Source organism: Psychrobacter sp. UBA6766 (genome assembly GCF_002453355.1).
Lineage (GTDB): Bacteria > Pseudomonadota > Gammaproteobacteria > Pseudomonadales > Moraxellaceae > Psychrobacter.
The window spans coordinates 251266-276988 of record NZ_DKGQ01000004.1 but is presented as its reverse complement, the minus strand read 5'-3'; the positions used below and the strand labels follow the sequence as shown (position 1 = coordinate 276988).

The following is a 25723-nucleotide window of genomic DNA, read 5'->3' as shown; positions in this document are numbered from 1 at the left end:
TTAATTGTTGGGATTGGTATAACTATTCATGCAGTTTATTCTTTTTATCTTTTTTATTACTAGGCTGTCAACAGAAGATAGTGTATTTAACTCCTCAGTTTGAAGGTCAAGTGATTGATAGAAAAACTGATCAGCCTATAAATGGCGTTAAAGTATTCCTAACTTCTCAAAACTTCAGTAATACAGATGCATTCGGAAATTTTTTAATACCACCAGTAGAATATAAGTATTGGTTAGTTGGTCCAAGCCATGACTCTATCAAAAATTATTATGGTGCTTCTTTAATTTTTGACCATGAAGCCTACGTCTCAAAGTTATATACAATAGGCGATATACCCTCAACAACTAAGAAACAAGAAAATGAAGACTACCTCCAAAATAAAAAATTTATTGATATGGGTAAAGTCTACTTAACTCCAGCGGATCCAAGTATCTTAGAAATACAAGAAGAGATCATATCAGATACTCTTGATTATTGTCAGCATAATCAACCTCAAAAAGAAGTAGAGTGCATACCTGTACCAAAAGCCATGACCCATACACAGGTAAGTTCAATCCAGACTAGCAAATAAATGTTTACCTAAGAGATTTCGATGTATCAAAGAAAAATCACGCCTTTATTAATGGCTACAATACTATCCAGTGGTTTGATAACTTCTGCTTGTTCAGCGGAGTATTCAAACACACCTATATTATCTAATCAAAGCACTCCTACTGAAATATACAAATTCGGACTAGCCTAATATCAGGGCGATTCAGTTACTGTAAATGATTACAAAGCTTTTGACCTGTTTCAAAAAGCTACTTAATCAAGGGTTACGCTAGTTTAAATCAATTTACGGATACTTGAATCCTGCCATTTTCGGAAAAATAATAAGAATATAGCTGAACCAATCAACGCCATAAACATATCAGACTGCGTATCCCAGACATAGCCTTGCGTGCCCAAAAAGGCTTCTGCATCGCTGCCAACGGCTAACGCTACCCACCATTCTATCAGCTCATAAAAAGCACTAAACGCCAAACAAACGGACATCACAAAGGCCAATAACCAACGCTCATTTTTCACCCCATTTAAGCGCAGTAAAATTTCTCTCGCAATCCCTGCCGGTACAAACCCCTGAACGAAATGCCCCAATTTATCATAGTGATTGCGCTCCCAACCAAACCAGCTAGCGACAGAGTCAAACAGAGGTACTTCAGCATAAGTATAATGACCGCCTATCATTAATACGATGCAGTGCAGCAATATTAAGGAATACGTGAGCCTTGATAGGGTAAATTTTTGATAAGTCGCGGCTAGTATGCCCAAACCAATCAGCGCAGGCGCAACTTCCAAAACCCAAGTGAAATAATTTTTAGGGGCTATACCTGACCAAATCAGCACCGCAAAAAATACAACTAACCAAATGATCTTAAGCGAGCCATCGTGCCCTCTATTTTTATTTGAATGGTTCATTAAGGTTTTAATATTCCTTGTTAAAAATAGAGATTATGATCATGTTACTTACTGTTGTGAGTATTAATGACATGTGATGAATTTGGTAGGTTATGCTAATGCTAACTCACTCTAATAGTTAAATTCAATTTACTACTCTCTTGGCATGTTATCCAAAACTTTCTTCACCTCAGTCACATACTGCCCTAAATCTGGCTCCAAGTGAAAACCCTCTACTGGTGTGGGTAATCCTTTTTGCTTGCCTAATCTAACGACAATCGCGTTCTCTTCTGGCAGCACTAATACCCGCTGACCTAAATGACCTAGCATGGCATAAAATGGAATGGAAGCGCCCATATCCGTCCATACCGAATGACCGTAAACCTGCGCTTGCCCGTCTGCAAATGCTGCCGCATTGGGCGTAATCATAAAATCAACGTGCGCTTTGCTGAGCAGTTGCTCACCTTGCCATTCACCACCGTTTAATAATAGCTGACCAAATTTGGCAAAATCTAAAGCACTGGCATTGAGACAGCAATATACTTTTTCAATTTTCTCTGCCCCATCAAGCGACCAATACCCATCGCCTTGCATTCCTAACGGCTGCCAAAACTTCTCTTCTAAATAGCTAGATATCGTATAGCCATGCGGCTCTAACGCTCGCGATAAGGCAATCCCTAGCATTTGCGTATCGCCCGAGGAGTATTCAAACCGGCCGCCGCATTCTTGTACAAAATCTCGATTGACCATTTGCTTGACCAAGTCATGACCATAATAGGACTCAGCGGTAGGATTGATTGGCAAATAATAATCCTCCGTCCAATCATAACCTGAGGTCATTGCTGATAAATCCGCAAGGGTACAGTTTTTCGCATACTTGTTGTCCGCATATTCAGGTAACCATTTGGTAATTGGTTCATCAATGCTTGATATATAACCGTCTTCTACCGCTTTGAGATACAGCATGGTAGTGACAGTTTTTGCCATCGAAAAGCTGTTGGTATGTGAATCCGCATCGTAGCCCTGCCAGTAATTTTCATACAGCAGCTTGCCGTCTTTGATAATAGCAAAGGCGACGGTTTCATCGGTGTCTAAGGCGTTTTGCAAGGTAGGCGTGAGTTTGACTTGCTCAAAGTTGGGAGCTTTTTCCCAAACGATAGGATCTTTGGCGCGAATCGTCCGATTATCAAAATCAATATAATCGTCGATATTGGCAGTATTTTCACCTTTAAGATAAGTGAGTTGTAAGCCGCGAAAGATATAAGCATTGCCCGTCACTACTAAGCCTAAACTGATAATAATAAGGAGCGCTAAGATAGGCAAAACAATCCATTTAAACAGGGTCTTTAACACTACCATTATAAAATCCTTTTTTATGGCGTGATTAATGAGTACGATTGCGTATCGCAGGTAAGTTTAATTTAGCATGGATGTGAGGTTTTGAAAGGAGGTTTTTTGAATAGTGAGTTTAGATTGTAGGCTAGGCTTTTAGCCCAGCCTACGCGTGCTGCCTACTATAAGAGGCTACCATTAGGTCGCCATAATACCGCCGTCAACAATAAATTCTGCCCCTGTTGAATAGCTGGATTTATCCGATGCTAAAAAGGCAACCATATTAGCTACCTCTTCTGGCTTACCGATACGCTTCATTGGGATATTTTGAATATAATTCTGTACCGTATCTTTTATATCATCCGCTTCGACCCCTGGCGTTTGTATCGCCCCTGGATGGACAGAATTCACCCGGATATCATATTCAGCATATTCTTGAGCCACCGCTTTGGTTAAGCCTGTCGCTGCAAATTTAGAAGCATTATAAATAGAATTACCTGCTGTACCGCGCAGCCCTTCTAGCGATGAAATATTGACAATAGAACCACCGCCAGCCTTTTTCATAGATGGTAATATTTTTTGCATACCATAGAAGTTGCCAAAGAGATTTACATCTAATAGTTTTTGCAAATCTGCACCCGTAAACTCAATAAATGGCTTCATAACATCGATGCCTGCATTATTGACTAGCACATTAACAGGGCCAAAAACTGACTCAGCATGCTTGATTGCGGTATCCCAAGAGTCCTCATCAGTGACATCAAGTTTTACAAATGTCGTATTGTCACCTAGCTCTTTAGCCAGCATTTCACCGTTATCTACTAAGATGTCAGTAATAATGACTTTGGCGCCCTCTTCGACTAGTTTACGTACATGAGCTTCACCCAAACCTTGCGAGCCACCCGTGACCATCGCGACTTTATCGGCTAATAATTTCATTATAGTTACCTTGATAGTTATGATTATAAATTCCAAGATCTTTGGAAGATCAGACTATAATTTTATCAAATATCACATATAAGCTGACTATAAGCTCGAGAAAACTTACAAGGTTTTCAGGGTTGCTACTTATGGTTGCATTACCTTTACATCTTGATTTGTCCGTAGTTATTCATTAGCTTCCTACAATATAATAAAGCTTAAAAAACGGCAGGAAATTGCTTCCCTACCGTTTTATTATTTTTACCCTTGTTTGGAAGATCTAACTCTTAAATCCCCGCCGCAACCTCTGCACCATCACGAATCGCACGTTTAGCATCCAGCTCAGCGGCGAGCTTTGCACCACCAATTAGATGATATTGTGCGTCTGGCGCATCACCGACGTTTGGCATCAACTCGACCACTGACTCTTGACCGGCACAAACCACGACGCTATCGACACGTAGCAACTGGCTTTGACCTTGATTATTAGTTATCCAAATACCTTCATTGGTAATTTTATCATACTGAGCGCCTGATACTTGGATGACGCCATGCGATTTGATGTGCGCGCGATGTACCCAGCCCGAGGTTTTATTTAGCCCACTACCCAAGCGACCTTTGGTACGCTGCATCAAGTACACTTGGCGAATAGGTTTAATGCCTTCAGGCTTAATGAGACCACCCTCGCTTTGGTAATCGGTAGCAGATGTGACGCCCCACTCTTCACGCCACTCACTTATTGATTGCGGCTTTGGACGGTAGCTTGGATCTTTTAGCAACTCTGGGCCAAGCTCATCTAATGGCTGACCATGCTTAGCGGTGAGATATTCACTAACATCAAAGCCAATACCGCCAGCACCAATGACCGCGACAGTCTCGCCGACAGATTTTTCACCAGAGAGCAGTTCAGCATAGCTCATTACTTGTGGCAAATCAGCGCCTTCTAGCTTGCCTTTTAGGCTTCTTGGCACCACGCCTGTTGCGACAATCACATGATGGAATTTGGCTTTTTCTAACATGTCTTTATCCACTTTGGTATTGAGTTTAATCTCAACGCCTAAGTGCTCAAGCTCATTGATATAGTAGCGAATGGTTTCAAAGAACTCTTCTTTACCAGGGATGACTTTGGCGTAGTTAAACTGCCCGCCCAAGATATCTTTTGCTTCAAATAGGGTAACGTCATGACCACGCAAAGCTGCAACATGAGCCGCCGACATACCAGCGACACCGCCACCGATGACCGCCACTTTTTTAGGTTTTTTGGTTTTCTTATAAACCAATTCGGTCTCATAGCAGGCTTGTGGATTGACCAAACACGTCGAGCGTTTATTCTCAAAAGTATGGTCAAGACACGCTTGATTACAAGCGATACAAGTATTGATGCGATCGGCTTGACCGTTCTTGGCTTTATTGACCCAATGTGGATCGGCTAAGAATGGACGCGCCATTTGAATCATATCTGCCTGACCACTGGCAAGGATTTCTTCTGCCGTTTCTGGCATGTTAATTCGGTTGGCGGCCATCATTGGGATATTGATATGCTTTTTAATTTCAGCGGTAAAATCAACAAACGCAGCACGTGGGACGCTGGTAACGATGGTCGGAACGCGTGCTTCATGCCAGCCAATTCCGGTATTCATGATAGTTACGCCCGCTTCTTCTAACGCTTTGGCGACAGTAATGACTTCGTCCATGACGTTGCCGTCTTTGACCAAATCAATCACTGACAAACGGAACAAGATAATAAAATCTTCACCCGCTGCTTCGCGCACCGCTTTCACCACATCGACCGCAAACTTCATTCGGTTCTGAATGTCACCGCCGTATTCATCCGTACGTTTATTGACATGACGCGATAAAAACTGATTAAGCAGATAGCCTTCTGAGCCCATGATTTCAACACCGTCATAACCCGCTTGTTTAGCCAGCTTTGCACAGCGTGCATAGTCTTTGACCGTCTGCTCGATGTTTTTAATGCTCATCTTACGCGGTTTAAATGGTGAGATTGGTGATTTTATCGGACTCGCTGATACCGCAAAAGGATGATAACCATAACGACCACTGTGCAAGATTTGCATGATAATTTTGCTGTCATATTTATGTGCCGCACGGGTAACACGCTGATGGTTAATGACGTCAGCTTTGGTATTCATCGTACCGCCAGCAGGCAACAACCAGCCTTCGCGATTGGGCGAAATACCGCCCGTAATCATCATCGCTACGCCGCCTTTGGCACGTTCTGCGAAATACGCCGCCAGTTTGCCGTAGTTATAAAAACGGTCTTCAAGCCCTGTGTGCATCGAACCCATAACCATACGGTTCTTGAGCGTAGTAAAGCCCAAATCTAACGGCTCAAATAAATGCGGGTAGTGTTCGTTAGTGCTGGCGGTGTCAATGGTATTGGCAGTTCGGCTGGCGGACATATCATTTTCCTTATGAATGGTTTATCAAACTACTTCGTGAGAATAGTGATGCTATGGGATTTAGCGCTAAGGCTATCGTAACACACCACTATTATCATCAGCTATGCGGACAAGCGACTGATGAGTGAGCACTATATTGATGGCAATCCTAGACAGTCAGATGTTTACCTCGGCTTTATTGCTTTTATTAAGCAAACCTCATAAAACCCGCCCAATTTTTGGGGCAATTGGCTATAATAGCGTGAGCGTTGTCAATATTTAACGTGTTTTATAACGACCGTTTTTATGATAACGGTTGTTATAATAGCCGCTTCGCTTAATCGGCATCATCGAATACCCGCAATACGATAAAGGACTATCCTAATGACTGACTTCCATACTGGTCTTGGCAAAAATGCTGCCAATCATCAACCGCTCACACCCATTGATTTTATCATTCGTAGCGCGCAGGTTTATCCTGACAAGACCGCTATTATCTATGACGATTTAGAACATAATAATCTGACCCAAACGTGGCAACAAACCTATGATCGCTGTCGCCAATTGGCAGATGGTCTGCGTAAACTAGGTATTGATAAAAATGATACGGTGGCGGTGATGATGCCAAATACGCCAGCAATGGTTGAATGTGCGTTTGGGGTTCCTATGTCAGGGGGCGTGCTCTGTACACTAAACACCCGACTCGATATCAATGCCCTCACCTTTTGTCTACAGCATTCAGAAGCAAAGGCTTTAATTTTGGACAGCGAGTTTGCTGAGCACGCTGAAATTATTGATGAAGCATTTCCCAACTTAATCGTCATTCATGCAACCGATGCCGCTATCGATGTCGAGCGTTTTGGGCAAATGACTTATGACGACCTGATCGCCAGTTCCGACAGTTTGGACAATTGGGAAAAACCACTCGACGAATGGGATGCCGTTGCCCTTAACTATACTTCTGGTACGACTGGTAAGCCTAAAGGCGTTGTTTATCATCATCGTGGTGCGACCCTCAATGCTATCTCCAACATTCTAGATTGGGACATGCCCAAGCACCCAATGTACCTATGGACACTACCATTATTTCACTGTAATGGCTGGTGCTTCCCATGGACGATTGCTGAGCGCGCGGGCGTCAACGTTTGCTTACGTCAGATAAATGCGGATTTGATTTTGCAATTGATTGCGAAGTATAAAGTCAGCCATTATTGCTCAGCGCCAGTGGTTCACAATATGATTGCTAGCGGCAAGCCTGAATATAAAGACGCCATCACCCACGAAGTCAACGGCTGGGTCGCTGGTGCACCGCCCTCTGAAACTATGCTCGCCGCGATGGAAGCGATGGGCTTTCATATCTCGCACGTTTATGGGCTTACCGAAGTTTATGGTCCAGTTACCGTCTGTGCTGAACAAGAAGAATGGAATGCACTCGATGTTGCAGAACGGTCACAAAAGAAATCTCGCCAAGGCGTTACCTCACATCTTATGACAGGATTTGAGGTTTTCAAGCAAGGAACTACTGAGCCAGTTTCAGCTAATGGCGAGGAAATGGGCGAGCTGGCACTGCGCGGCAATATGGTAATGAAAGGTTATCTAAAAAGCCGCAAAGCGACCGAAGAAGCCTTTGCCGATGGCTGGTTTCGCACAGGTGATTTGGGCGTTAAATACCCTGACGGCTATATCAAAATCATGGATAGGCTCAAAGATATTATTATCTCAGGCGGTGAAAACATCTCTAGTATCGAAGTCGAAAACGTTTTATATAAAATGCCTGAAATTCAAAGCTGTGCGGTTGTCGCCGCGCCGCATGATAAGTGGGGTGAAGTGCCCGTCGCCTTTATCGAAATTCATGCTGGTAGCACCTTACAGCGCGACCATGTAATGGAGCACTGCAAGCAATATTTAGCGGGTTTTAAAGTACCAAAATATATTATTTTTGCTGAAATCCCAAAAACCAGCACGGGTAAAGTGCAGAAGTTTGAGCTGCGTCAAGCGGCCAAGTCATTGGCACATGAAACGCCAAAAGTAACTATCAGTCCAAAATAATTCATCAGTGAATAACTCACCATTCCCTTAAATACAAAAAAGGTCAGACTAATAAATTTAGGCTGACCTTTTATTTATACTGAAAACGTAAACCTTCTTATTAGCCAAACGGCTAATTCAGCTTTGGCTCAAGCCACTTATAAACCAACATGCCGATTATCATTGATGGGATAAAGACATAGGCTTGCCATTGTCCCGTCCCAAGTAACACGATTCCGGGTCCTGGACAAATACCGACCAAACCCCAACCAATACCAAATAACATTGCGCCAATAAGTAATTTTTTATTAATAGTCGTTTTACTCGGCATCTCAATTAGTGTGCCAATCCAGCTGGTCTGTTGGCGCTTCGCCAATTGTACACCAACGGTTGCCACCATCAAGCCGCCGCCCATCACCAATGCAAGGGAGATATCCAAAGCACCAAACACGTCCAAAAAGCCTTGAACTTTGGCAGGGTTAGTCATCCCTGATATCAGCAGTCCAAAACCAAATAGTAACCCTGTCAGCAGGCCAATGATACTTTTTAGCATTATTATGCCCCATATTTAATCTATTTACTCAAGCTGTTATAAATGACGTGCCGTCTATTTTCTGTCTAAATTAATCCCAAAACATGCCGACCCAAATAAACCGTCACAATACCAAACAACATAAAGGTTACTGTCGCCGCCATCGAGCGTGGTGATAAGCGCGCGTTACCGCAAATACCATGACCACTGGTACAACCTGATCCTAAACGTGTACCAAAACCCACCAATAATCCTGCGGTAATTAATAACGGCAATGAAGTGCTGACTTCGATACTAGGAAGAGGTTTTACCAAGCGATAAAATAAAGGTGAGACTACCAATCCCATTATAAATAATACTTGCCACATCTCGACGCCTTTAGGCTTTAGCAGGCTCGAGAAAATACCGCTGATACCAGCAATACGCCCAATTCCCAATAGCAAAATGACAGTTGCCACCCCTAGCATCAGCCCGCCTACCAAGGAGATTGGCGTAAAGGATTGCCAGTCTATCTGTATACTCATCATATTTAGCCAATTTTATTAATAGCAGCTTTAAAAATCATTTTATATAAATACATTATATTATAAAATATAATAAATAGCCAAAAAAATACTAAGCTCTGTCAAACAGAGCTTAGTATTATTACCTAACTCATAATAAAAAATTAAGCAGGCTGCTCGGCCATTACTTCATCAAGCGCTTTTTCAAAACGCTCTACTGCACCATCAACGTCGGTCAATTTATCCAAACCAAACAGACCTAAACGGAAAGTTTTAAAGTTATCAGGCTCGCCAACGTTTAGCGGAACACCCGCAGCGATTTGCATTCCGGCTTCAGCAAACGCACTACCTTTATGGATGTCATCGCGATCAGTATAAGACACAACAACCCCTGGCGCCTTAAAGCCTTCAGCGGCAACGCTTTCAAAACCTTTGTTAGCCAATACTTCCCGGATACGCTTGCCAAGCTCCCACTGTGCCGCGCGTAGTTTATCAAAGCCCACTTCTTTAGCCTCATTAATAGCATCGCGGAACTGGCGTAAGCTATCGGTTGGCATGGTCGCATGATAGGCATGACCGCCATTTTCATAAGCGCGCATAACCGTTAGCCATTGTTTTAAATCAAGGCTAAAGCAGTTGGATTCAGTATTTTCTACTTTTTTGATCGCAGCGTCGCTGAGCATCACTAGACCGGCACATGGCGTGCTGCTCCAACCTTTTTGTGGCGCGCTAATCAGCACGTCAATGCCCAGCTCTTTCATATCGAGCCAAACACAACCCGAGGCGATACAGTCAATGACCAGCAAACCGCCAACGCTATGCACAGCTTCAGCCAATGCTTTGATGTAATCTTCTGTTAAAATAATTCCTGATGAGGTTTCGACGTGCGGGGCATAAACAACGGCAGGTTTGTCTTCTTTGATTTTGGCAACTGCGGTGTCGATATCAACTGGCGCAAATGGTTTTGGCGTCTCGCCATCATCATCGCGCTCAGCCGTTAATACCGTAGACGATTTAGCAAATTTGCCTTTTTCTAAAATTTGCGTCCAGCGATAGCTAAACCAGCCATTACGAATGATTAAGCAATCTTCATCGATGGTTAATTGACGAGCAACTGCCTCCATGCCATAAGTACCCGAACCCGGTACAATTACCACGGCATCGGCGTTATAAACTGACTTTAGATTGCTAGACAGGTCATTCATTACTTGCTGAAAGACTTTTGACATATGATTTAGTGCGCGGTCAGTATAGACCACCGAGTATTCTAATAAGCCGTTTGGATCAATATCTTGACGTAATGTAGTCATAGGACGCTCCTAGTTTATTGTTAGAGAATATAGGTATTTTCAAATTTTACTTATAACTGGCCAAATACTACTATAGATAGTATCCATTCGGCACTAATATCGAGTAATAATCGAGAGTATGACGCAGGGTTGACGATATAGCACTTTATCCTAGCGCTATTGCCGTTGACGAGAAAGTCTTGTGCGCTTTGTTTTTTATTTTTAAACAATACTACATACAATAGACGCGCCATTATCATAACAGCGCATGAGCAGTCTATTAACAATAGATGCTGACAACTAGTGAGATGAGAAGATATTAAGAAGCAATTAATAACTTTGAGCTTTGAAAAATAGCTAATCCCAATCCATTAGAGGTTAACTAAAAAATGATTGCTACCATATAAAGAAAAATTATCATCACTTAATATACTCATAACAACTTGATATTAGCACTGATAATGCGGGTTGACAACGCTAGGTTTGCGTAAGTTACTTGCTTAGCTAAATTGCATTTTTTAAGACAAATAGTTTTAGCAGAAGGGGTCCTAAAATAAATAGCCAATAGAAAAAACAACAGATAGTTAACAGGAAAAGTCGCTACTGACGACGGCCACGATGCGCGTCTTGTAATCCTGAAACCACAAAGTCTAGAAGCTCATTGTCACCTTCGCGTGCGGCTTTACGCATCAGCTTCGATGGCGCATGGGTTAACGTTTGGGTCAATCGCCGCGACAGCTCAGTAATAATTGCTTCAGGACTGGCATTATCCTGTTGCAGCTTAGCAATAGATTCATGCAGCAGTTTATCCACTTGGTCATGAGTTCGGGCGCGATACTGTTGAATCTCTTTGCCCACCTGGCGCACTTGAAAGCGTCGATCCATTTCAACAACCAATTGGCTGACAAGTAACTCAGCATCGACCGCTGCTTGCCGGCGCTGCTCGATATTACCTGCGATAACATGTTGTAAGTCATCAACAGAATACAAATAGATATCATCGATGCGACTAATGGTCGAGTCGATATCGCGTGGCACTGCCAAATCAATCATCAGCATCGGTTGATAGCGACGACTTTTAAGTGCTCGCAAGGTCATGGTTTTATCAATCAATATATCCATACTGCCGCTACAGCTACTGACAATGTCAGCCTCTGCCAAGATTTGCGGCAACTCTTGAAGCGATTTTACTTCTACAATACGATCGGGTCGACGCAATTCAGCGGCCAAGGCTTCGGCGCGCTCAGGATTACGGTTACAAATAATTACCCGTCCTACCCCAAGCCCCGCAATATGGGTCGCTACCAAGCGATTCATCTCGCCTGCGGCAACTATCAACAGCGTGCGACTGGGTAAATCATCAAATATTTGCGTCACCAATTTAGCAGCCGCATAACTGAGTGATACTGCTTGAGCGCCGACTTTAGTTTCATTACGCACGCGTTTGGCAGCCGCAAATACCTGATCGACAATCCAGCCAAGCTGATTGCTCAGAGCTTTTTGGTCTTGCGCCAAATGCACAGCACGCTTAATTTGACCCAGTATCTGCGGCTCGCCTAATATCATTGAGTCAAGACCAGCGGCGACTCGTAGCCAGTGTGTCAGGGCATGAGTGTCACGGTGAACATAAAGATAAGGGTCAATCTCAGTTAAAGGTAACTGCTTAAAATCAGCCAGCCACGCTTTAATTTTTAAGATGTGAGCGCTGATTGCTGCTGAAGAAGGCTGGGCACTAATGGCATTATTGGCCACAATAGCCGTTTTCGGCTCTGATAAGGACGCACCAGATTCTGATGGCGATGACACTTGCGGGACGAGCGCATAAATCTCAGTACGATTACAAGTCGAGACAATGACGCTACCATCAGTAAAGCTTTTTAGCTGGTTGAGGGCAATGTTTACATCGTCACCGACAAGCGCCAAGCGCTCTCGCAGAGCGACTGGTGCGGTTTTGTGATTGACCCCAATGACCACTAATCTCATTATTGATAGACCATAAATAAAACGTTCATCTGCTAGCCAAACGCTCTTAGAATGTTAAGAAACCTTATTCAATCAGCAGTGCTAAAAAACAGCTTTTCACAAACAGTGCTTGATAAACTAGTGCTTGATAAACTGCCTGTGGAAAAATGTCTTTAAACGACTATGCTCACGTCAACGCGCTAAAAAGCGCCTATTATATCATTATTGCTGGCTTTATTTAACACGCAACGCTAGGCGATAATATTTGTCTGTATCTGGGCATGCCCGCGATAAATCAACTGCCATGACGGCTTTTAAAGTAAACGCTGCTCCATAGATAAGTTTTAGAAAATGCCAGTCGTGTCTGCCTTGCCTATCCACTATGACTCATCGTTGAATGATTCAGTTATCAGGAATCACGTCGGGTCATTTATAGTAGTTACTTAATTGCATAAATATTGCTAATATTTGAGTAACACGGACGCTATTGTTTATCCTCTCAACCTGCTCTTATAATGTTCATAACAAATATTTTTTGCCGCTATTTTTAAAATAATGACAATAAAATCTTCCTGTTAGCATGCGATCGATCTGACGGGAAAACATTGCTAGCTATGATTTTTTTGGGTCATCCTTTAGATTACAACCTATGTATAATGATCAATCTCGCCTCCGCGCTTTATTGCATGACACTATTGAGCGCCTATGCCAGCGTTACAAGCTAACTTTGTCGTTGGCCATTTGCTTATGCCTAGGATTACCTGTCCAGGCCAAATATACTAACCCTGTATTGACCGCTTCAATGTTAAGTACTGACTTGTCCCATTCCTCTAAAGTCTTACCTTCTCAAACAATCGATACCGATATCATTGGTCATACTTCTAATGGAATGCTTCCTCAGCCATCGACTACTCAGCCGTCAAATCCACAGCCTCAAACAACAGAAAACGTCGCTGATGTAGACAGCCTAGCATCAGCAAACGTTTGGCAATCGGAGCTTAGCGAGCCAAGTTTATACGCGCTTTTAGATGCCGAGTTTGCGGCGGATCGTGGTGATGCCGAGCGAGCACTAACCATTTATAAACAGCAGTCATTTAAACAAGATGCGACGCCAGTGTTTGAACGGGCGCTTAGCTTATCTCTACGCAATGAAAACGTTGAGAACTCATTACAGTTTGCCAAAACTTGGCAAGACCAAAACCCTGATCACGTTCCTGCTTGGTTTTATGTGGCGCATTTGGCACTACGGGCACACGATTATGAGCTGGCGGGCGCAACTTTAAACCGTATCTTAAACTATGACCCGCGTGCCGATCTGAGTGAAATTCTGATTGGCATTTATCCCAATACCGATGAAGACAAGCGCGAGCTTCTCGCCGCCTTGCAGCCTATCGATAGCGAGCAAAATGCGTCATTGTCGGTATTAAAAGCGGGTTTACTTTATCAGTTTAATGAGCCTGAGATTGCGATTGTCCACATTGATCGCGCTCTTGCACGCCAGCCCGATTATGTGCCTTTCATTACGCTAAAAGCCGACATATTACGAAAGACCAAACCAGCAGAAGCTGTCCTTGATTATGTTGGCCAAGCGCGCCTGCGTAACCCTGATAGCAAGAGTTTATACTTATATGAGATTCGCTACTTACTCGACTTAAAACAAAGTGAGCAAGCGTGGCGGCTGTTGCTTGATGCACACGAGCGCTTTGCCGATGATGATGAAATTACATTGCTGGCAGCACTTGTGAGCTTAGACGTTGAAGAATACTCTAGTGCCGATCAACTGCTCAATATATTAGCCAAAAACCCTGCTTACCTTGATCAAGCCTATTATTATCTTGGTATCAGTGCCGAGCGGCAGCAGCGTTTTGAGCAAGCAAAATACTACCTAAATGGTGTTATGCAAGAGGACTTGGTCTTAGAAGCGCGGCGAAAAGTGGTTTCGTTTGAGCTACTGAATGATGATGTCGATGCCGCTATGGCCACTTTAGAAAGGCTGCGTAAAGACTTTAGCATCTTCGCGCCTGATAGCTTTGTCCTGCAAGCAGACATTTTATGGCAGCAAAATGAACCCGATGCAGCGCTACGCTTATTAACGCGCGCCAGCCGTAAATACCCTAATAATGAGATGTTATTGTTTGCCCGCGCTCAGCTCCTGGATGATAAAGACGATTACGTCGTTAAGCGTACGCTTCTCAATCATCTGCAAGCACTTGACCCAACCAATCTTTCTTATCAGCTCAGTTACGCACAGTTATTACTCGCCAATGAACGAAGCTCTGAGCAGGGTTTGGCACTGGCGAAATCTATCATTGAGATTCGCTATGATGATCCGCGTTATGATAATGAGCTACATTTGCAAGCATTAAACGTCCTGGCAGCAGATGCCTTAGCGACTAAAAACTACCAACAAGTCATCGACTATCTTCAAACACCTTATGACGTTTTTCCCACTCTGCGTTCAGGAACGCTACTGCTTCGCGCTTATCAGGGTTTGGGCGATAATGAAAAAGTTGACGCTTTGCTTGCTGAATTACAACAGCGGTTTTCATTTGGACAGCGCAATGTCAGCGACCGCATACAACTTTACTAATAGGCTCTTTGTTTAAAGTGTCTTCAATACTGATAATAAAATGCTAGTAGGAACAATAAAAAACGCGTGCTATAAACACTGCAAACCAGTTATAAAAAGTGAACAGCCACGCATCACCGCGTAACAAATGACGCTTAAGCTAACTGCCTGTTAAAATTATTACTTTTAAAATCAAGACTTTTAAAAATCTGCCTATTTTTGAGGATAAATCATGTCATCTTATAAGTTTAATAAATTATCGCTACTTGCGGCGATGACTGCCGCAACGGTTATTACTTCTGGTTGTCAGTCATTGAAGACAGCAAACGCCACCAATCAGCCGACCACGACCGTACAAGGTCAAAATGCTGAACAACCGAAGAAACTTGAAAGCTTTAATATTACGGGCAAAATCGGTGTCACCACACCGGGTAATGACAACTCAGGAACTCAAGGCGGAAGTGCGTTTTATGCGTGGGGCCAGCAAAATGACCGTTTTGCAATTGAGCTTATTGGTGCGCTCGGTATTGGCAAAACCAATATCGAATACAATGGTCAATCGGCGACCTTGGTGAGTGAGAAAACCGGTACGTTGACCGCAGCTGACCCTGAAACCTTACTCAAAAAGGCGACTGGCTGGCAAGCGCCCATCTCACAAATGCCGTACTGGATATCGGGTCGCCCAGCGCCTTCAGACAGCGCACCACAGCTTGATGCGCAAAATCGTTTGATCAGCTCCGTAAACGGTGAATGGCAAGCCAATTTCAGTTATAAAGGCAATGATAAGCTGCCAAACAAAATCAGCGCGGTGCAATCACAAGGTAATAAAGTTGTGATGACGATTGACCATCAAAAATAATAACTTCACGCAGAATTCATTGTTAACTTTACGACTGTTACCTTTAAGAATAATTCCTAAAGACGCTTATCTATGACCGAACGCACCACGGCAACTTCATCTATCACGCGCTTATCACCGGCAAAGATTAATTTATTTTTGCATATTACCGAAAAGCGCGCTGATGGCTATCATAATCTGCAAACCGTCTTTCGGCTGCTCGACTGGGGCGATTATCTACATTTTTCAGTCGCAGATAAAGTAACGCTTTTAGACAGTACATTAGATGTTAACCACCTTTGTAGTAAGCTTCTCACGTTGACTGGTGCAGATACGATAACCAGCAGTATCAGTGACAATCTTATTGTTAAAGCTGCTAGTACGTTATTAAGCTTTGCCATCCACGCAAACAAACTACCTAAGCAGCTAGCAAAAATACAAATCGCCTTAGACAAACACCTACCGATGGGCGCAGGATTGGGCGGCGGCTCGTCCAACGCCGCAACGACATTGGTTGCTCTTAATGAAATTTGGCAATTTAACTTTACTCAAAACGAGCTAATAAGAATCGGCGCCAAAGTTGGCGCAGATGTACCAATTTTTATCTTTAGGCAAGATGCGATTGCGACAGGCATTGGTGAAGAACTGACCGCCGTTGATTTGCCAGACCAGCACTATTTAATCTTGACGCCTGATGCTCACGTGAATACTGCCAAGCTGTTCGCACATCCAAAGCTACAACGAGATATCGCCCCGCTATCGATTGAGACAATTAAAAACCAGTGCAGTGATTATGCTCAACATTTGAATGCGCCCTATCAAAACGTGTTCACGCCAGTGGTCACTAGCCTAGCTCCTGCTGTTGATGAAGCATTACATTATTTGCAAGGGTTAGAGACACAAGCATTGGGAGCAGCACGAATGACGGGTTCTGGTAGTGCTGTGTTTTTGCCATTGGATGCAAGTATTGCCACTGATGAAAAACTGTTAGCTAAATGGATTGAAGATGCACCTTGTGCAGGGTATATGGTAAGGAATTTGTAATATAACCTATAGATTGAATCAAACTATCAGTCGATTGCGTCTTTTAGACACAAAAGTATCTTATAAGCCTTAAAATAAGTGGGTATCAATATGAACCATTCATATCTAAATAATAGTCTAAAGACAGCCACGGTTTTTATTTGCATATCATCAATTTTGACTGGTTGTGCATCTTTTTCTAAACCTCATGATAAGTCTAACCATTTTTCCGATAATATCGTTTTGCCACAGCAACCAGATATAAAAGAAAAAGATAGCTCTCAAAAAATAGCGTTTCCTCAGCAGGATGCTAAAGCTAGCTCTCCTACTGAACTATTCACTTATGCTGCTGCTCTTTCAATGCGCGAGATTAATTTTGTCTATAAAGGCAAATATGTCATCAAAAATAACTGTTTATACTTTGTCAAAAATAATAATGAATATCTTAGCCCTATTTTTTATCCAGACAGAGCCATTCTTTTTGAAAATGAACAAACTATTTCCTTAAATGGAACCAAAGTTAAACTCGGTGAAGAAGTCATCACTAGTGGTGTCATTAAAGAGCATATAAAAGGTTATTATTTACGAAAAGGCGATACTGTTATTGATGAGCCAGAGAACACTGCTTGTTTAACAGAACCTGCGGTATTTATGAGCGGTAGAGTGGTTGATCCTCTCGTTTAAATAACGTTATTGGCGCATTTACTTGTGCTTTAAAAGGTCAATAAGAAGTCTGTGTTCACTAGCATCTTAGTTATACTGCTCACACTAATTTATTTAGTTTTGAATAAAAGCCATAAAAAAAGCTAAAGACCTTGCAAATTCTGAAAACTTATTTATAATAGGTCGCCTCAATAGGGGTATAGCCAAGTTGGTAAGGCATCAGGTTTTGATCCTGACATCCGTTGGTTCGAGTCCAGCTACCCCTGCCATTTTTAAGCTCAAAGCGTTTGATGTGTATTTAGGATAAGCAGTTTAAGATAGCTGCTTGTTGACATTGACAATGTTATCCCCGTTTCGGTATAGTTCGCAATGAACACCGTTAGGGAAAGTTATGTTTGAGACGGTTTATTCGTTGATAAGATAACGCTAAGGTCGTGACGCAACTCTAAGAGTGACGGTTACTAAAGTTATGATTAGACATCGACGTTCGCAACCTAGACATTACAGGGGTATAGCCAAGTTGGTAAGGCATCAGGTTTTGATCCTGACATCCGTTGGTTCGAGTCCAGCTACCCCTGCCATTTTTTACTGTAATAGTAGTCATCAATAGTTTTCACCACTCTTTTCTAAATTTGAGCAGTTTGACACTGCTTAGCGGTCGCTGCTTGATTTAATCAATAGGACTTCTGTCATGCCTTATTTGGCGATTTTTACGGGCAATGCCCACCCAGAATTAGCAAAAACCGTAGCCGACCATCTCCATATACCTCTTGGTAAAGCTGACATCACGCGTTTTTCTGATGGCGAAATCGCCGTAGAAATCAAAGAACACGTTCGTGGTAAAGACGTGTTTATCATGCAGCCAACTTGTGCACCGACCAACGACAATTTGATGGAAATCATGATGATGGCCGACGCCTTGCGTCGCTCTAGTGCGGGTCGTATCACTGCTGTCATGCCGTATTTTGGTTATGCCCGCCAAGACCGTCGTCCACGTTCAGCTCGTGTGCCTATCTCTGCTAAAGTCGTCGCTGACATGCTAAATATCGTCAGTATCGATCGCGTGATGACCGTTGATTTGCACTCAGATCAGATTCAGGGTTTCTTTGATATTCCTGTAGACAATATCTACGGCACCCCTGTTCTTTTGAAGGACCTACAAAAGCAAGATTACGACAACATCATGGTGGTATCACCTGACGTTGGCGGTGTGGTTCGTGCGCGCGCCATGGCTAAGCAGTTAGGCGACACTGATATGGCGATTATTGATAAACGCCGCGCCCGCGCCAATGAGTCACAAGTGATGCATATCATCGGTGATGTTCGTGACCGTGATTGCGTGATTGTTGATGACATGGTTGATACCGCAGGTACCTTGTGTAAAGCCGCTGAAGCGCTAAAACAAAATGGTGCGCGCCGCGTATTGGCCTATATTACCCATCCTGTCCTATCGGGTAATGCGCTGAAAAATATCAGCGAATCAGCGCTTGATGAGATTGTGGTTACCGATACCATTCCATTATCTGAAGCTGCTAAAGCTTGTAGCAAAATTCGTCAAGTAAGTATCGCACCAATGCTCGCTGAAAGCTTACGCCGAATCAATAACGAAGAATCTATCAGCGCGATGTTTGATGCCTAGTTGATGCTTAAGATTTTCTTCTGCTAAAAAACATATTACTAAAGAACGCCATGTTATATGACTTGGCGTTTTTTTATATAAGACTGGCGCGCCATTTTACCTAGGTCTTTATTATTGTTAAAGAATCACGTATAATGCGCGCCTGTATTCATCATTCGTTAAAGCCTATTATCTTTAGGTTTTTATACTTAGCGACATGATTTATACTTTCTAAAGTATTGATTATCCGGCGATAGACTGGTCGCAAGTCTATTATTACTGGTAGATACTTCTCATACTCTCTATAGGATTATATCCATGGCTATTGATCATTTTGCAATCAACGCAGTTGACCGCTCTGCTGAACAACAAGGTAAAGGTGCGAGCCGCCGCCTACGTAAGCAGAACCTAGTTCCTGCTATCATTTATGGTGGTGGTGAAGAACCGACTCCTATCTCAATCAAAATCAACGAGCTAGTAAAATCGCTTGAATATGAAGCGTTTTTCTCACAAATCTTGACCATCACCACCGATAAAGGCGATGAGCATCAAGTGGTTATTAAAGACCTTCAGCGCCATCCTGCTAAAGGTTTTCCAATGCATGCTGATTTTCAGCGCATTGTGAAAGGTCAGAAGATCAACATGAATGTTCCTCTACATTTCGCTGGTCGTGAAGAGGCGTCAGGAACAAAAGCTGGTGGTATCTTATCTACGCTAGTTTCTGATGTCGAAATCGTTTGCCTACCATCAGAGCTACCTGAATACCTAGAAGTTGACGTATCAGGCATGGAAATCGGCGATTTATTCCGTCTATCAGACATCAATCTTCCTGAAGGCGTTATCCTCTTTGATCTTGATATGGAAGATGCGCACGACCGTACTATCGTTAACATGCAGCCACCAACGGTTGAAGAAGTTGACGAAGATGCTGACGAAGTTGATGCAGCTGAAGTACCTGCTACTGAGCAAAACGCTGACGGCGAAGTTAAAGAAGACAAAGACGCTGAATAATAATTTTTATAACGCTTATATAGCAGCCTTATGGTTGCTCGGTTATAAAAGATTGGTTTAGTCAAAAAACAGCAGGTGATGAATGTCTCCTGCTGTTTTCGTAAGTAAGGTTTGAAAAGTAGGATAAAGACGATTTATTCATCTTACTTTTCAAACCTTATTACTCATTTATTAAATTTAAGCAAGGTGTTTTTATGGCCATAAAACTTATTGTCGGTCTTGGTAATCCTGGTCAGCAGTATATGTTTACGCGTCATAATGCAGGGTTTTGGTTCGTCCATCATTTGGCGCAGCAGTTTAACATTGCCCTCGCCCCTGACAAAAAATTCCACGGGGTGACGGGACGCGGGCAAATTCATGGTCACGATGTGCGCCTGCTCATGCCTCTGACCTTTATGAATAAATCTGGGCAATCGGTGGTGCCGATGGTCAATTTTTATGGTATTAATAATGATGAATTATTGATTGCCCATGATGAGCTCGATATTCCAGCCGGCAGCATCAAGCTCAAAACCGACGGCGGTCACGGCGGTCATAATGGCCTGCGTGATATCACCCCGCATATTGGCAATGATTTTCATCGCCTGCGTATCGGAATTGGTCATCCCGGTCATAAATCTAAAGTCAGCGGTCATGTACTCTCGAAAGCGGCGCCCGATGAGCAATTTGCCATTGATAGCGCCTTAAGCGCTGCTTTTGATGCATTGCCATTGTTATTGAATGGTGATATTGAAAAAGCGCGCTCGCAGATTAATGGTTTTAAATTACCCGAATAAGCGAACGTTATTTTTAATAAACTGCCGTTAATTGGATGGTTTTAAGTTATTTAAACCGTGAAAGCATGAATTTAACCGTGACTTTTTGGCAAATAACTTTTATTCTATCCATCCTATCTCCATTAAGCTTTTGATTTGGTTCATTTATATCAGTTTCACTAAGGAAGCAACCTATGCTACTTAATATGCTCAAGTGCAAATTACATCGCGCCCGTGTTACCCATGCTGAGCTACACTACGAAGGCTCATGCGGTATCGACGGTGACCTTCTAGACCTTGCTGGTCTGCGTGAAAACGAATCTATCGATATCTACAATGTCACCAATGGCAAGCGTTTTCGCACCTATGCGATTCGCGCTGAAGCGGGCTCTGGTATTATCTCTTTAAATGGTGCCGCCGCGCATATGGCGGACTTAGGCGATATCGTCATCATCTGTGCTTATGCGCATTTTGACGAAGCGGAAGCTGAAACCCATCAGCCAAAACTGGTTTACTGCAACGAAGACAATACCGTGAAGGACACTGCCAATATCATTCCGGTTCAAGTAGCCTAGTTATCTGTATTAATACTAGCTGACGTTTATCCGTTTGATTGGTCAATAAAAAAAGCTGAATATACATAAGATTCAGCTTTTTTTACGCTGCTAAAACCATTTAAACTCATAATTTTTAAACGTATGAATCAAGAGTACAAATGCTTATCTATCTAGTTACCTCTTTATTCACCTTTTTTACGATTTCTAATCACCCGCCATAACCCTTCATTTTCTGTTTTGGGCATTTTTAAGGTGATAGTATTTGATAGCATGTCTTGTACCGCCAGACCACGGCGATTAAACAAGCAAAAGGCATAATTAAAGACCAATCCCAAAAAAGCACTGGTCAATAAGATGGCCCGCGAGCCACCGATAACACTACCAATAAGACCAAATATCAGTGGCATCAGACTCGCCGCTAAAATACGTTTAAACGACTGACTCCAAGTTAATAAATGACCGCTATTATTGACCGTTTTTAAGCGCCACGTTTGCATGCCTAGTGTCTGCCCACCGCGGCGCCAAAATAGCCCGTAGAAACCCACTAGCGTCAGGATAAACGAAGGCGTCATAATAAAGTTTTGATACCACGACGGCAGCGATCTGGCTTGCTGTGATTGCGTGCCCGTCTCCATCGTTAGTAGCGTACCAATTACCGTTAGCACTGTACCGACCAAAAAAAGTAAGGCCAAAATCAACATGCCATCATAAAGAATAGCAGCCATACGCGTGCCTGGCTTGGCAATTACCGCCTCTTGAGCAACGGAGGCCTGATGCGCTGAAGTTTTGCGCAGCGATTTTGCTTTAGTAGCAGCTTTTGGCGACGATTTTGACATGATACAGCCCATAACAAGCGAAAAATAGAGCGCTTATTGTACCGTAATTCAAGCGCTTAGCGTACCTTATGATAAGATAGGACTGTTGATACGAGGATAGAAGATTTATATTTAGGACAAAATCAGAAGAGCAAGAACGCATTTCTATAAAAACAATAGACATAAAAAAATCGCCAAATTGTCATAAGACAGGCGATTAATTTAGTTTTAGCTTAACGATTATAAAAATAACTAAGCCAGTATGCAAATGGTGCGCTTGGAGAGATTCGAACTCCCGACCCCTTAGTTCGTAGCCAAGTGCTCTATCCAACTGAGCTACAAGCGCGTACTTTGCACATTATCCACTGCGTTGTTAAAAACAATTGCAGCAAATTAGGTTGGTTATTATATAGATAATCTCGCTGGTGTCAACTTCTTTTTTCATTAAATTCAAATTATTTTTGAATATTAATCTAAAAGATCATTAACGCTATTTTTGCGTTATTACTCTTTATAACAACTGAATAAATGGCGGTGAAGGAGGGATTCGAACCCTCGATACGCTTACACGTATGGTTCCTTAGCAGGGAACTGGTTTCAGCCACTCACCCACTTCACCGAACGATTTAAGACACTTATCAGAATATTTACAATAAACATTCTTTTAAATACAGTATCGATGCTAATGATACGTCTTATGCCGTGGGCGAGTATTATAACAAAGCCGAAACGAATTGCAAGCATTGTCTACAGATTTAATGCCGCTTTTAGCATAATTATTGATTTAAATGATTTTCTTATTTTTCATATAAGTAAATCTCCATTTTTAAGCGTAAGAATTGAGTTCATTGCGGCCCTTTTCTATCGATCCACAAGATTGAATGGCTATGGCTTTTTTAACAGCGGATGGCTATAGTATTTATTATTCATTTTAGAGTAAATAAAAGGATGTGTTATGCGACCTGTGGTACTGTGTTTTTCAGGATTGGATCCTTCAGGCGGTGCTGGACTGCAAGCGGATATCGAAGCTATCGGCCAAGCAGGCGCTCACGCTGCCATCGCCTGTACAGCGATTACCATACAAAACTCGCAGCAAGTATTTGGCTTCGAGGCCTGTGCAGCGAACTTAGTAGCAGCGCAAGCGACTACCGTACTTGACGATTTGCCTGTTGCGGTTATTAAGTCAGGCATGCTTGGCACCACTGACAACATCGCCATGCTGACGCGTCTGTTTGCCGAGCAAATTATTGCCGCTGAGACGCCTTTTGTTCTTGATCCCGTATTGGTCGCCAATAGCGGTGGCAGTTTGGGTGATGAGCAGACATTGGTAACGGCGTTTAGGAAGCTACTTCCTTATGCGACGTTAATCACCCCAAACACGCATGAGCTGCGTGCGCTAAGCGCTGAGCAAGACTTGCATACTGGTGCGCAGAAATTATGCGCCCAAGGCACTCATGCGGTATTGGTAAAAACCTCGCACGACTTTGAGAGCGGCGATATCGAGCAATATCTGTATATCAAAGGTGAGATGGTGCATAAGAGTACGTTGCCACGCTTAACAGGCGAATTTCATGGTTCTGGCTGCTCGTTAGCAAGCTTTATCGCTGGACGCCTGGCGGTGGATGACGAACTTGTCGAGGCGGTAAAGGCGGCGGATAGCTGGATTACTCAAACGCTGCGCGCCGCCGATGTACCGCACCCTGATAACGCTAAAGCCCAGTTAATACCGAACCGCTTTATAGAATTTCAGTAACCTCTATAATGATCAGTAAAAAAGGCGCTCTATCTTTTATAGAGCGCCTTTTTATGTTGTATGGAATCGCTAGTTTTTTAAATTTTATTAGCCCAGCCTAACCCAGCATTGGCATAAAGTTTGATGCCAAACCGCCAATAAATATCTCGAGTAAATAAAAGGCAAAAAAGGCAATCATTGGTGATAAGTCAATCATTCCTAAGTTTGGCGTGATACGGCGAAATGGGGCTAAGATCGGCTCCGCCAACATAATAATAATGCCAATAATTGGATGCTGAGATTGAGTAAACACCACAATCCAGCTCACAATAATAGAGCCAATAACCAAATAGCGGCACATGCGTAAAAAGTCTAATATCAGGCTAATCGTACCAGTAAAGAAGAGCGGTACAGGAGCAATGCCCTTATGCATTAATGCTGCTTTGCCAGAGATATCAATCAGTCGAATTAACAACATCAGCACAATGGCGGCGATACTGATACGACCGTGCCCGACAGTTGGGAAAATACGCCCAAACACATCCACAATATGGGTGGCTCTATAAGCAGGGGCAATCATAGGATTGCTGGCATCCATCCCCGCAAACTGTAACATAAAACGGATAAACACCAACATCATAGCGAAAGTGGTGACCAAATCAAAAATTTGCAATAACATGTTGTTCATGAAGTGCTACTCAATGTGACATTATTAACAGGTTTTAGGATGACGAATGTCATTATCAGGCGTTTTTTATTACTTTGAATTTTTATTATTATAAATAGGGCATCTCATAATTCATGACATACCCTATTTGTAAATGATTAAGAACAAGTAGCGACTAATTATTTACTCATCTCTTGACTCAGCGCTTGGCTACGATCTGCACAGGCTTGCATGGCCTCAACGATTTGACAACCAATATCATTGGCTTGCATGGACTCGATAGCGGCTTGAGTGGTACCGTTTGGCGAAGTGACTTTACGACGCAGCTCGCTTGGCGCATCCTCACTCTCCATCGCCATCTTTGCCGCCCCCAGCATGGTTTGCATGGCTAGCGCCGATGCTTGCTCTTTATCCAGACCTAGTGCCACTGCGCCATCGACCATCGCTTCGATAAAGTAAAACATATAAGCAGGTGCTGATCCTGATACCGCCGTTACTGCATGCATGTGTTCTTCGTTATCGACCCACATGACCAAACCTGACGCTTCCATCACTGCCGTTGCTAGCTGCTTTTGTTCTGCAGAAATATCCTCGGTGCCGTACAGTCCCGTCGCACCCATTTGAATCATCGCTGGAGTATTTGGCATGGCACGGACGATATTGCCATAACCGCCAAGCATATTTGATAAAAGCTCAGTCGATAACCCTGCTGCTACCGAAATCACCAGCTGCTTATCTAAAGCATCAGCAAAATCGCTAACCACTGCTTTCATGACTTGCGGCTTTACCGCCAATACTACGATGTCAGCATCGATAACCGCAGCTTTTGCATCAGCCGTTGGATCAACCGTATTTAACCCTTTAGCAGTCAATTGCTCACGTGCGTCACTGCTAGGGTCAGCAACAGTAATCAAACTCGGTTTGACGCCGCAGCTCACAAGCCCACTAATCAACGCCTGCGCCATGTTACCGCCGCCGATAAAGCTGATTTTCTTATTATCTAATACTGACATACATGTCTCCTAATCAAAAAATGCAAAGGCACTCAAACTAACATAATGATAGGTA

General features: G+C 43.0%; 22 protein-coding genes and 4 tRNA genes. 13 read left to right on the top strand and 13 right to left on the bottom strand.

Features of this window, described 5'->3' with window-relative positions:
- Positions 1-572, top strand: a 572-nt coding sequence (locus B4K26_RS01505; protein WP_296243111.1) for a hypothetical protein, incomplete at its 5' end; no start/stop codon positions are given.
- A gap of 254 nt (positions 573-826) precedes the next feature.
- On the opposite strand, the gene B4K26_RS01500 is transcribed toward B4K26_RS01505, so the two are convergent.
- The 4 genes from B4K26_RS01500 to B4K26_RS01485 form a co-directional block, all read right to left on the bottom strand.
- The gene (locus B4K26_RS01500; protein ID WP_296243110.1) at positions 827-1459 is read right to left on the bottom strand and encodes a DUF2238 domain-containing protein; all 633 of its coding nucleotides are present in this window, start codon (positions 1457-1459) and stop codon (positions 827-829) included.
- Between the two features lie 132 nt (positions 1460-1591).
- Complete coding sequence (locus B4K26_RS01495) at positions 1592-2797, bottom strand: serine hydrolase domain-containing protein (RefSeq protein ID WP_296243109.1); 1206 nt, start codon at positions 2795-2797, stop codon at positions 1592-1594.
- A gap of 171 nt (positions 2798-2968) precedes the next feature.
- Positions 2969-3709, bottom strand: a complete 741-nt coding sequence (locus B4K26_RS01490) for an SDR family NAD(P)-dependent oxidoreductase (RefSeq protein WP_296243108.1) — start codon at positions 3707-3709, stop codon at positions 2969-2971.
- Positions 3710-3978: 269 nt separating this feature from the next.
- Entirely contained in the window at positions 3979-6114 is a 2136-nt protein-coding gene (locus tag B4K26_RS01485; RefSeq protein WP_296243107.1) for an NADPH-dependent 2,4-dienoyl-CoA reductase, read from the bottom strand.
- A gap of 363 nt (positions 6115-6477) precedes the next feature.
- Here B4K26_RS01485 and B4K26_RS01480 point away from each other — a divergent pair, with 363 nt between their 5' ends.
- Positions 6478-8142: an AMP-binding protein gene (locus B4K26_RS01480; protein WP_296243106.1), complete on the top strand. Its 1665-nt coding sequence runs from the start codon at positions 6478-6480 to the stop codon at positions 8140-8142.
- Positions 8143-8254: 112 nt separating this feature from the next.
- On the opposite strand, the gene B4K26_RS01475 is transcribed toward B4K26_RS01480, so the two are convergent.
- The 4 genes from B4K26_RS01475 to hemA all read right to left on the bottom strand — a co-directional run bounded on the left by B4K26_RS01475 (position 8255) and on the right by hemA (position 12428).
- Positions 8255-8674 (bottom strand): DUF6691 family protein, encoded by a 420-nt coding sequence (locus B4K26_RS01475; RefSeq protein WP_296243105.1) that lies wholly within the window; start codon positions 8672-8674, stop codon positions 8255-8257.
- Between the two features lie 65 nt (positions 8675-8739).
- A complete protein-coding gene (locus B4K26_RS01470) occupies positions 8740-9177 on the bottom strand; it encodes a YeeE/YedE family protein (RefSeq protein ID WP_296243104.1) in 438 nt (145 codons plus the stop codon).
- Between the two features lie 143 nt (positions 9178-9320).
- Positions 9321-10466 carry an aminotransferase class V-fold PLP-dependent enzyme gene (locus B4K26_RS01465; RefSeq protein WP_296243103.1) on the bottom strand — a complete coding sequence of 382 codons (1146 nt, stop codon included), beginning with the start codon at positions 10464-10466 and terminating at the stop codon, positions 9321-9323.
- A gap of 579 nt (positions 10467-11045) precedes the next feature.
- Positions 11046-12428: a glutamyl-tRNA reductase gene (gene hemA, locus B4K26_RS01460; protein WP_296243102.1), complete on the bottom strand. Its 1383-nt coding sequence runs from the start codon at positions 12426-12428 to the stop codon at positions 11046-11048.
- A 628-nt stretch (positions 12429-13056) separates the two neighbouring features.
- Here hemA and B4K26_RS01455 point away from each other — a divergent pair.
- The 10 genes from B4K26_RS01455 (at position 13057) to panD (ending at position 21459) form a co-directional block, all read left to right on the top strand.
- A complete protein-coding gene (locus B4K26_RS01455; RefSeq protein ID WP_296243101.1) occupies positions 13057-14997 on the top strand; it encodes a tetratricopeptide repeat protein in 1941 nt (646 codons plus the stop codon).
- 211 nt (positions 14998-15208) lie between these two features.
- Positions 15209-15835, top strand: coding sequence for a lipoprotein insertase outer membrane protein LolB (gene lolB / locus B4K26_RS01450; protein WP_296243100.1), 627 nt, complete (start codon positions 15209-15211; stop codon positions 15833-15835).
- A gap of 72 nt (positions 15836-15907) precedes the next feature.
- Entirely contained in the window at positions 15908-16858 is a 951-nt protein-coding gene (ispE, locus tag B4K26_RS01445; RefSeq protein WP_296243099.1) for a 4-(cytidine 5'-diphospho)-2-C-methyl-D-erythritol kinase, read from the top strand.
- Positions 16859-16948: 90 nt separating this feature from the next.
- Positions 16949-17521, top strand: coding sequence for a hypothetical protein (locus B4K26_RS01440; RefSeq protein WP_296243098.1), 573 nt, complete (start codon positions 16949-16951; stop codon positions 17519-17521).
- Positions 17522-17693: 172 nt separating this feature from the next.
- Positions 17694-17769, top strand: a tRNA-Gln gene (locus B4K26_RS01435).
- A 236-nt stretch (positions 17770-18005) separates the two neighbouring features.
- A tRNA-Gln gene (locus tag B4K26_RS01430) sits at positions 18006-18081 on the top strand.
- Positions 18082-18191: 110 nt separating this feature from the next.
- On the top strand, positions 18192-19139 hold the full coding sequence (locus tag B4K26_RS01425; protein WP_296243097.1) for a ribose-phosphate pyrophosphokinase: 948 nt from the start codon (positions 18192-18194) through the stop codon (positions 19137-19139).
- A 297-nt stretch (positions 19140-19436) separates the two neighbouring features.
- Positions 19437-20129, top strand: a complete 693-nt coding sequence (locus tag B4K26_RS01420) for a 50S ribosomal protein L25/general stress protein Ctc (protein ID WP_296243096.1) — start codon at positions 19437-19439, stop codon at positions 20127-20129.
- Between the two features lie 194 nt (positions 20130-20323).
- Entirely contained in the window at positions 20324-20905 is a 582-nt protein-coding gene (pth, locus tag B4K26_RS01415) for an aminoacyl-tRNA hydrolase (RefSeq protein WP_296243095.1), read from the top strand.
- A 173-nt stretch (positions 20906-21078) separates the two neighbouring features.
- The gene (gene panD, locus B4K26_RS01410) at positions 21079-21459 is read left to right on the top strand and encodes an aspartate 1-decarboxylase (protein ID WP_296243094.1); all 381 of its coding nucleotides are present in this window, start codon (positions 21079-21081) and stop codon (positions 21457-21459) included.
- A 164-nt stretch (positions 21460-21623) separates the two neighbouring features.
- Here the strand turns inward: panD and B4K26_RS01405 are convergent, their stop codons facing one another.
- The 3 genes from B4K26_RS01405 to B4K26_RS01395 form a co-directional block, all read right to left on the bottom strand.
- A complete protein-coding gene (locus B4K26_RS01405) occupies positions 21624-22277 on the bottom strand; it encodes an RDD family protein (protein WP_296243093.1) in 654 nt (217 codons plus the stop codon).
- Positions 22278-22525: 248 nt separating this feature from the next.
- A tRNA-Arg gene (locus B4K26_RS01400) sits at positions 22526-22602 on the bottom strand.
- Between the two features lie 183 nt (positions 22603-22785).
- A tRNA-Ser gene (locus B4K26_RS01395) sits at positions 22786-22875 on the bottom strand.
- Positions 22876-23211: 336 nt separating this feature from the next.
- Between B4K26_RS01395 and B4K26_RS01390 the strand changes: the two genes are divergently transcribed.
- A complete protein-coding gene (locus tag B4K26_RS01390; protein WP_296243092.1) occupies positions 23212-24009 on the top strand; it encodes a hydroxymethylpyrimidine/phosphomethylpyrimidine kinase in 798 nt (265 codons plus the stop codon).
- A gap of 97 nt (positions 24010-24106) precedes the next feature.
- Here B4K26_RS01390 and B4K26_RS01385 read toward each other — a convergent pair whose 3' ends face one another.
- Entirely contained in the window at positions 24107-24676 is a 570-nt protein-coding gene (locus B4K26_RS01385) for a YggT family protein (protein WP_296243091.1), read from the bottom strand.
- Positions 24677-24834: 158 nt separating this feature from the next.
- Entirely contained in the window at positions 24835-25668 is an 834-nt protein-coding gene (gene proC, locus B4K26_RS01380) for a pyrroline-5-carboxylate reductase (RefSeq protein ID WP_296243090.1), read from the bottom strand.
- Positions 25669-25723: the final 55 nt, after the last annotated feature.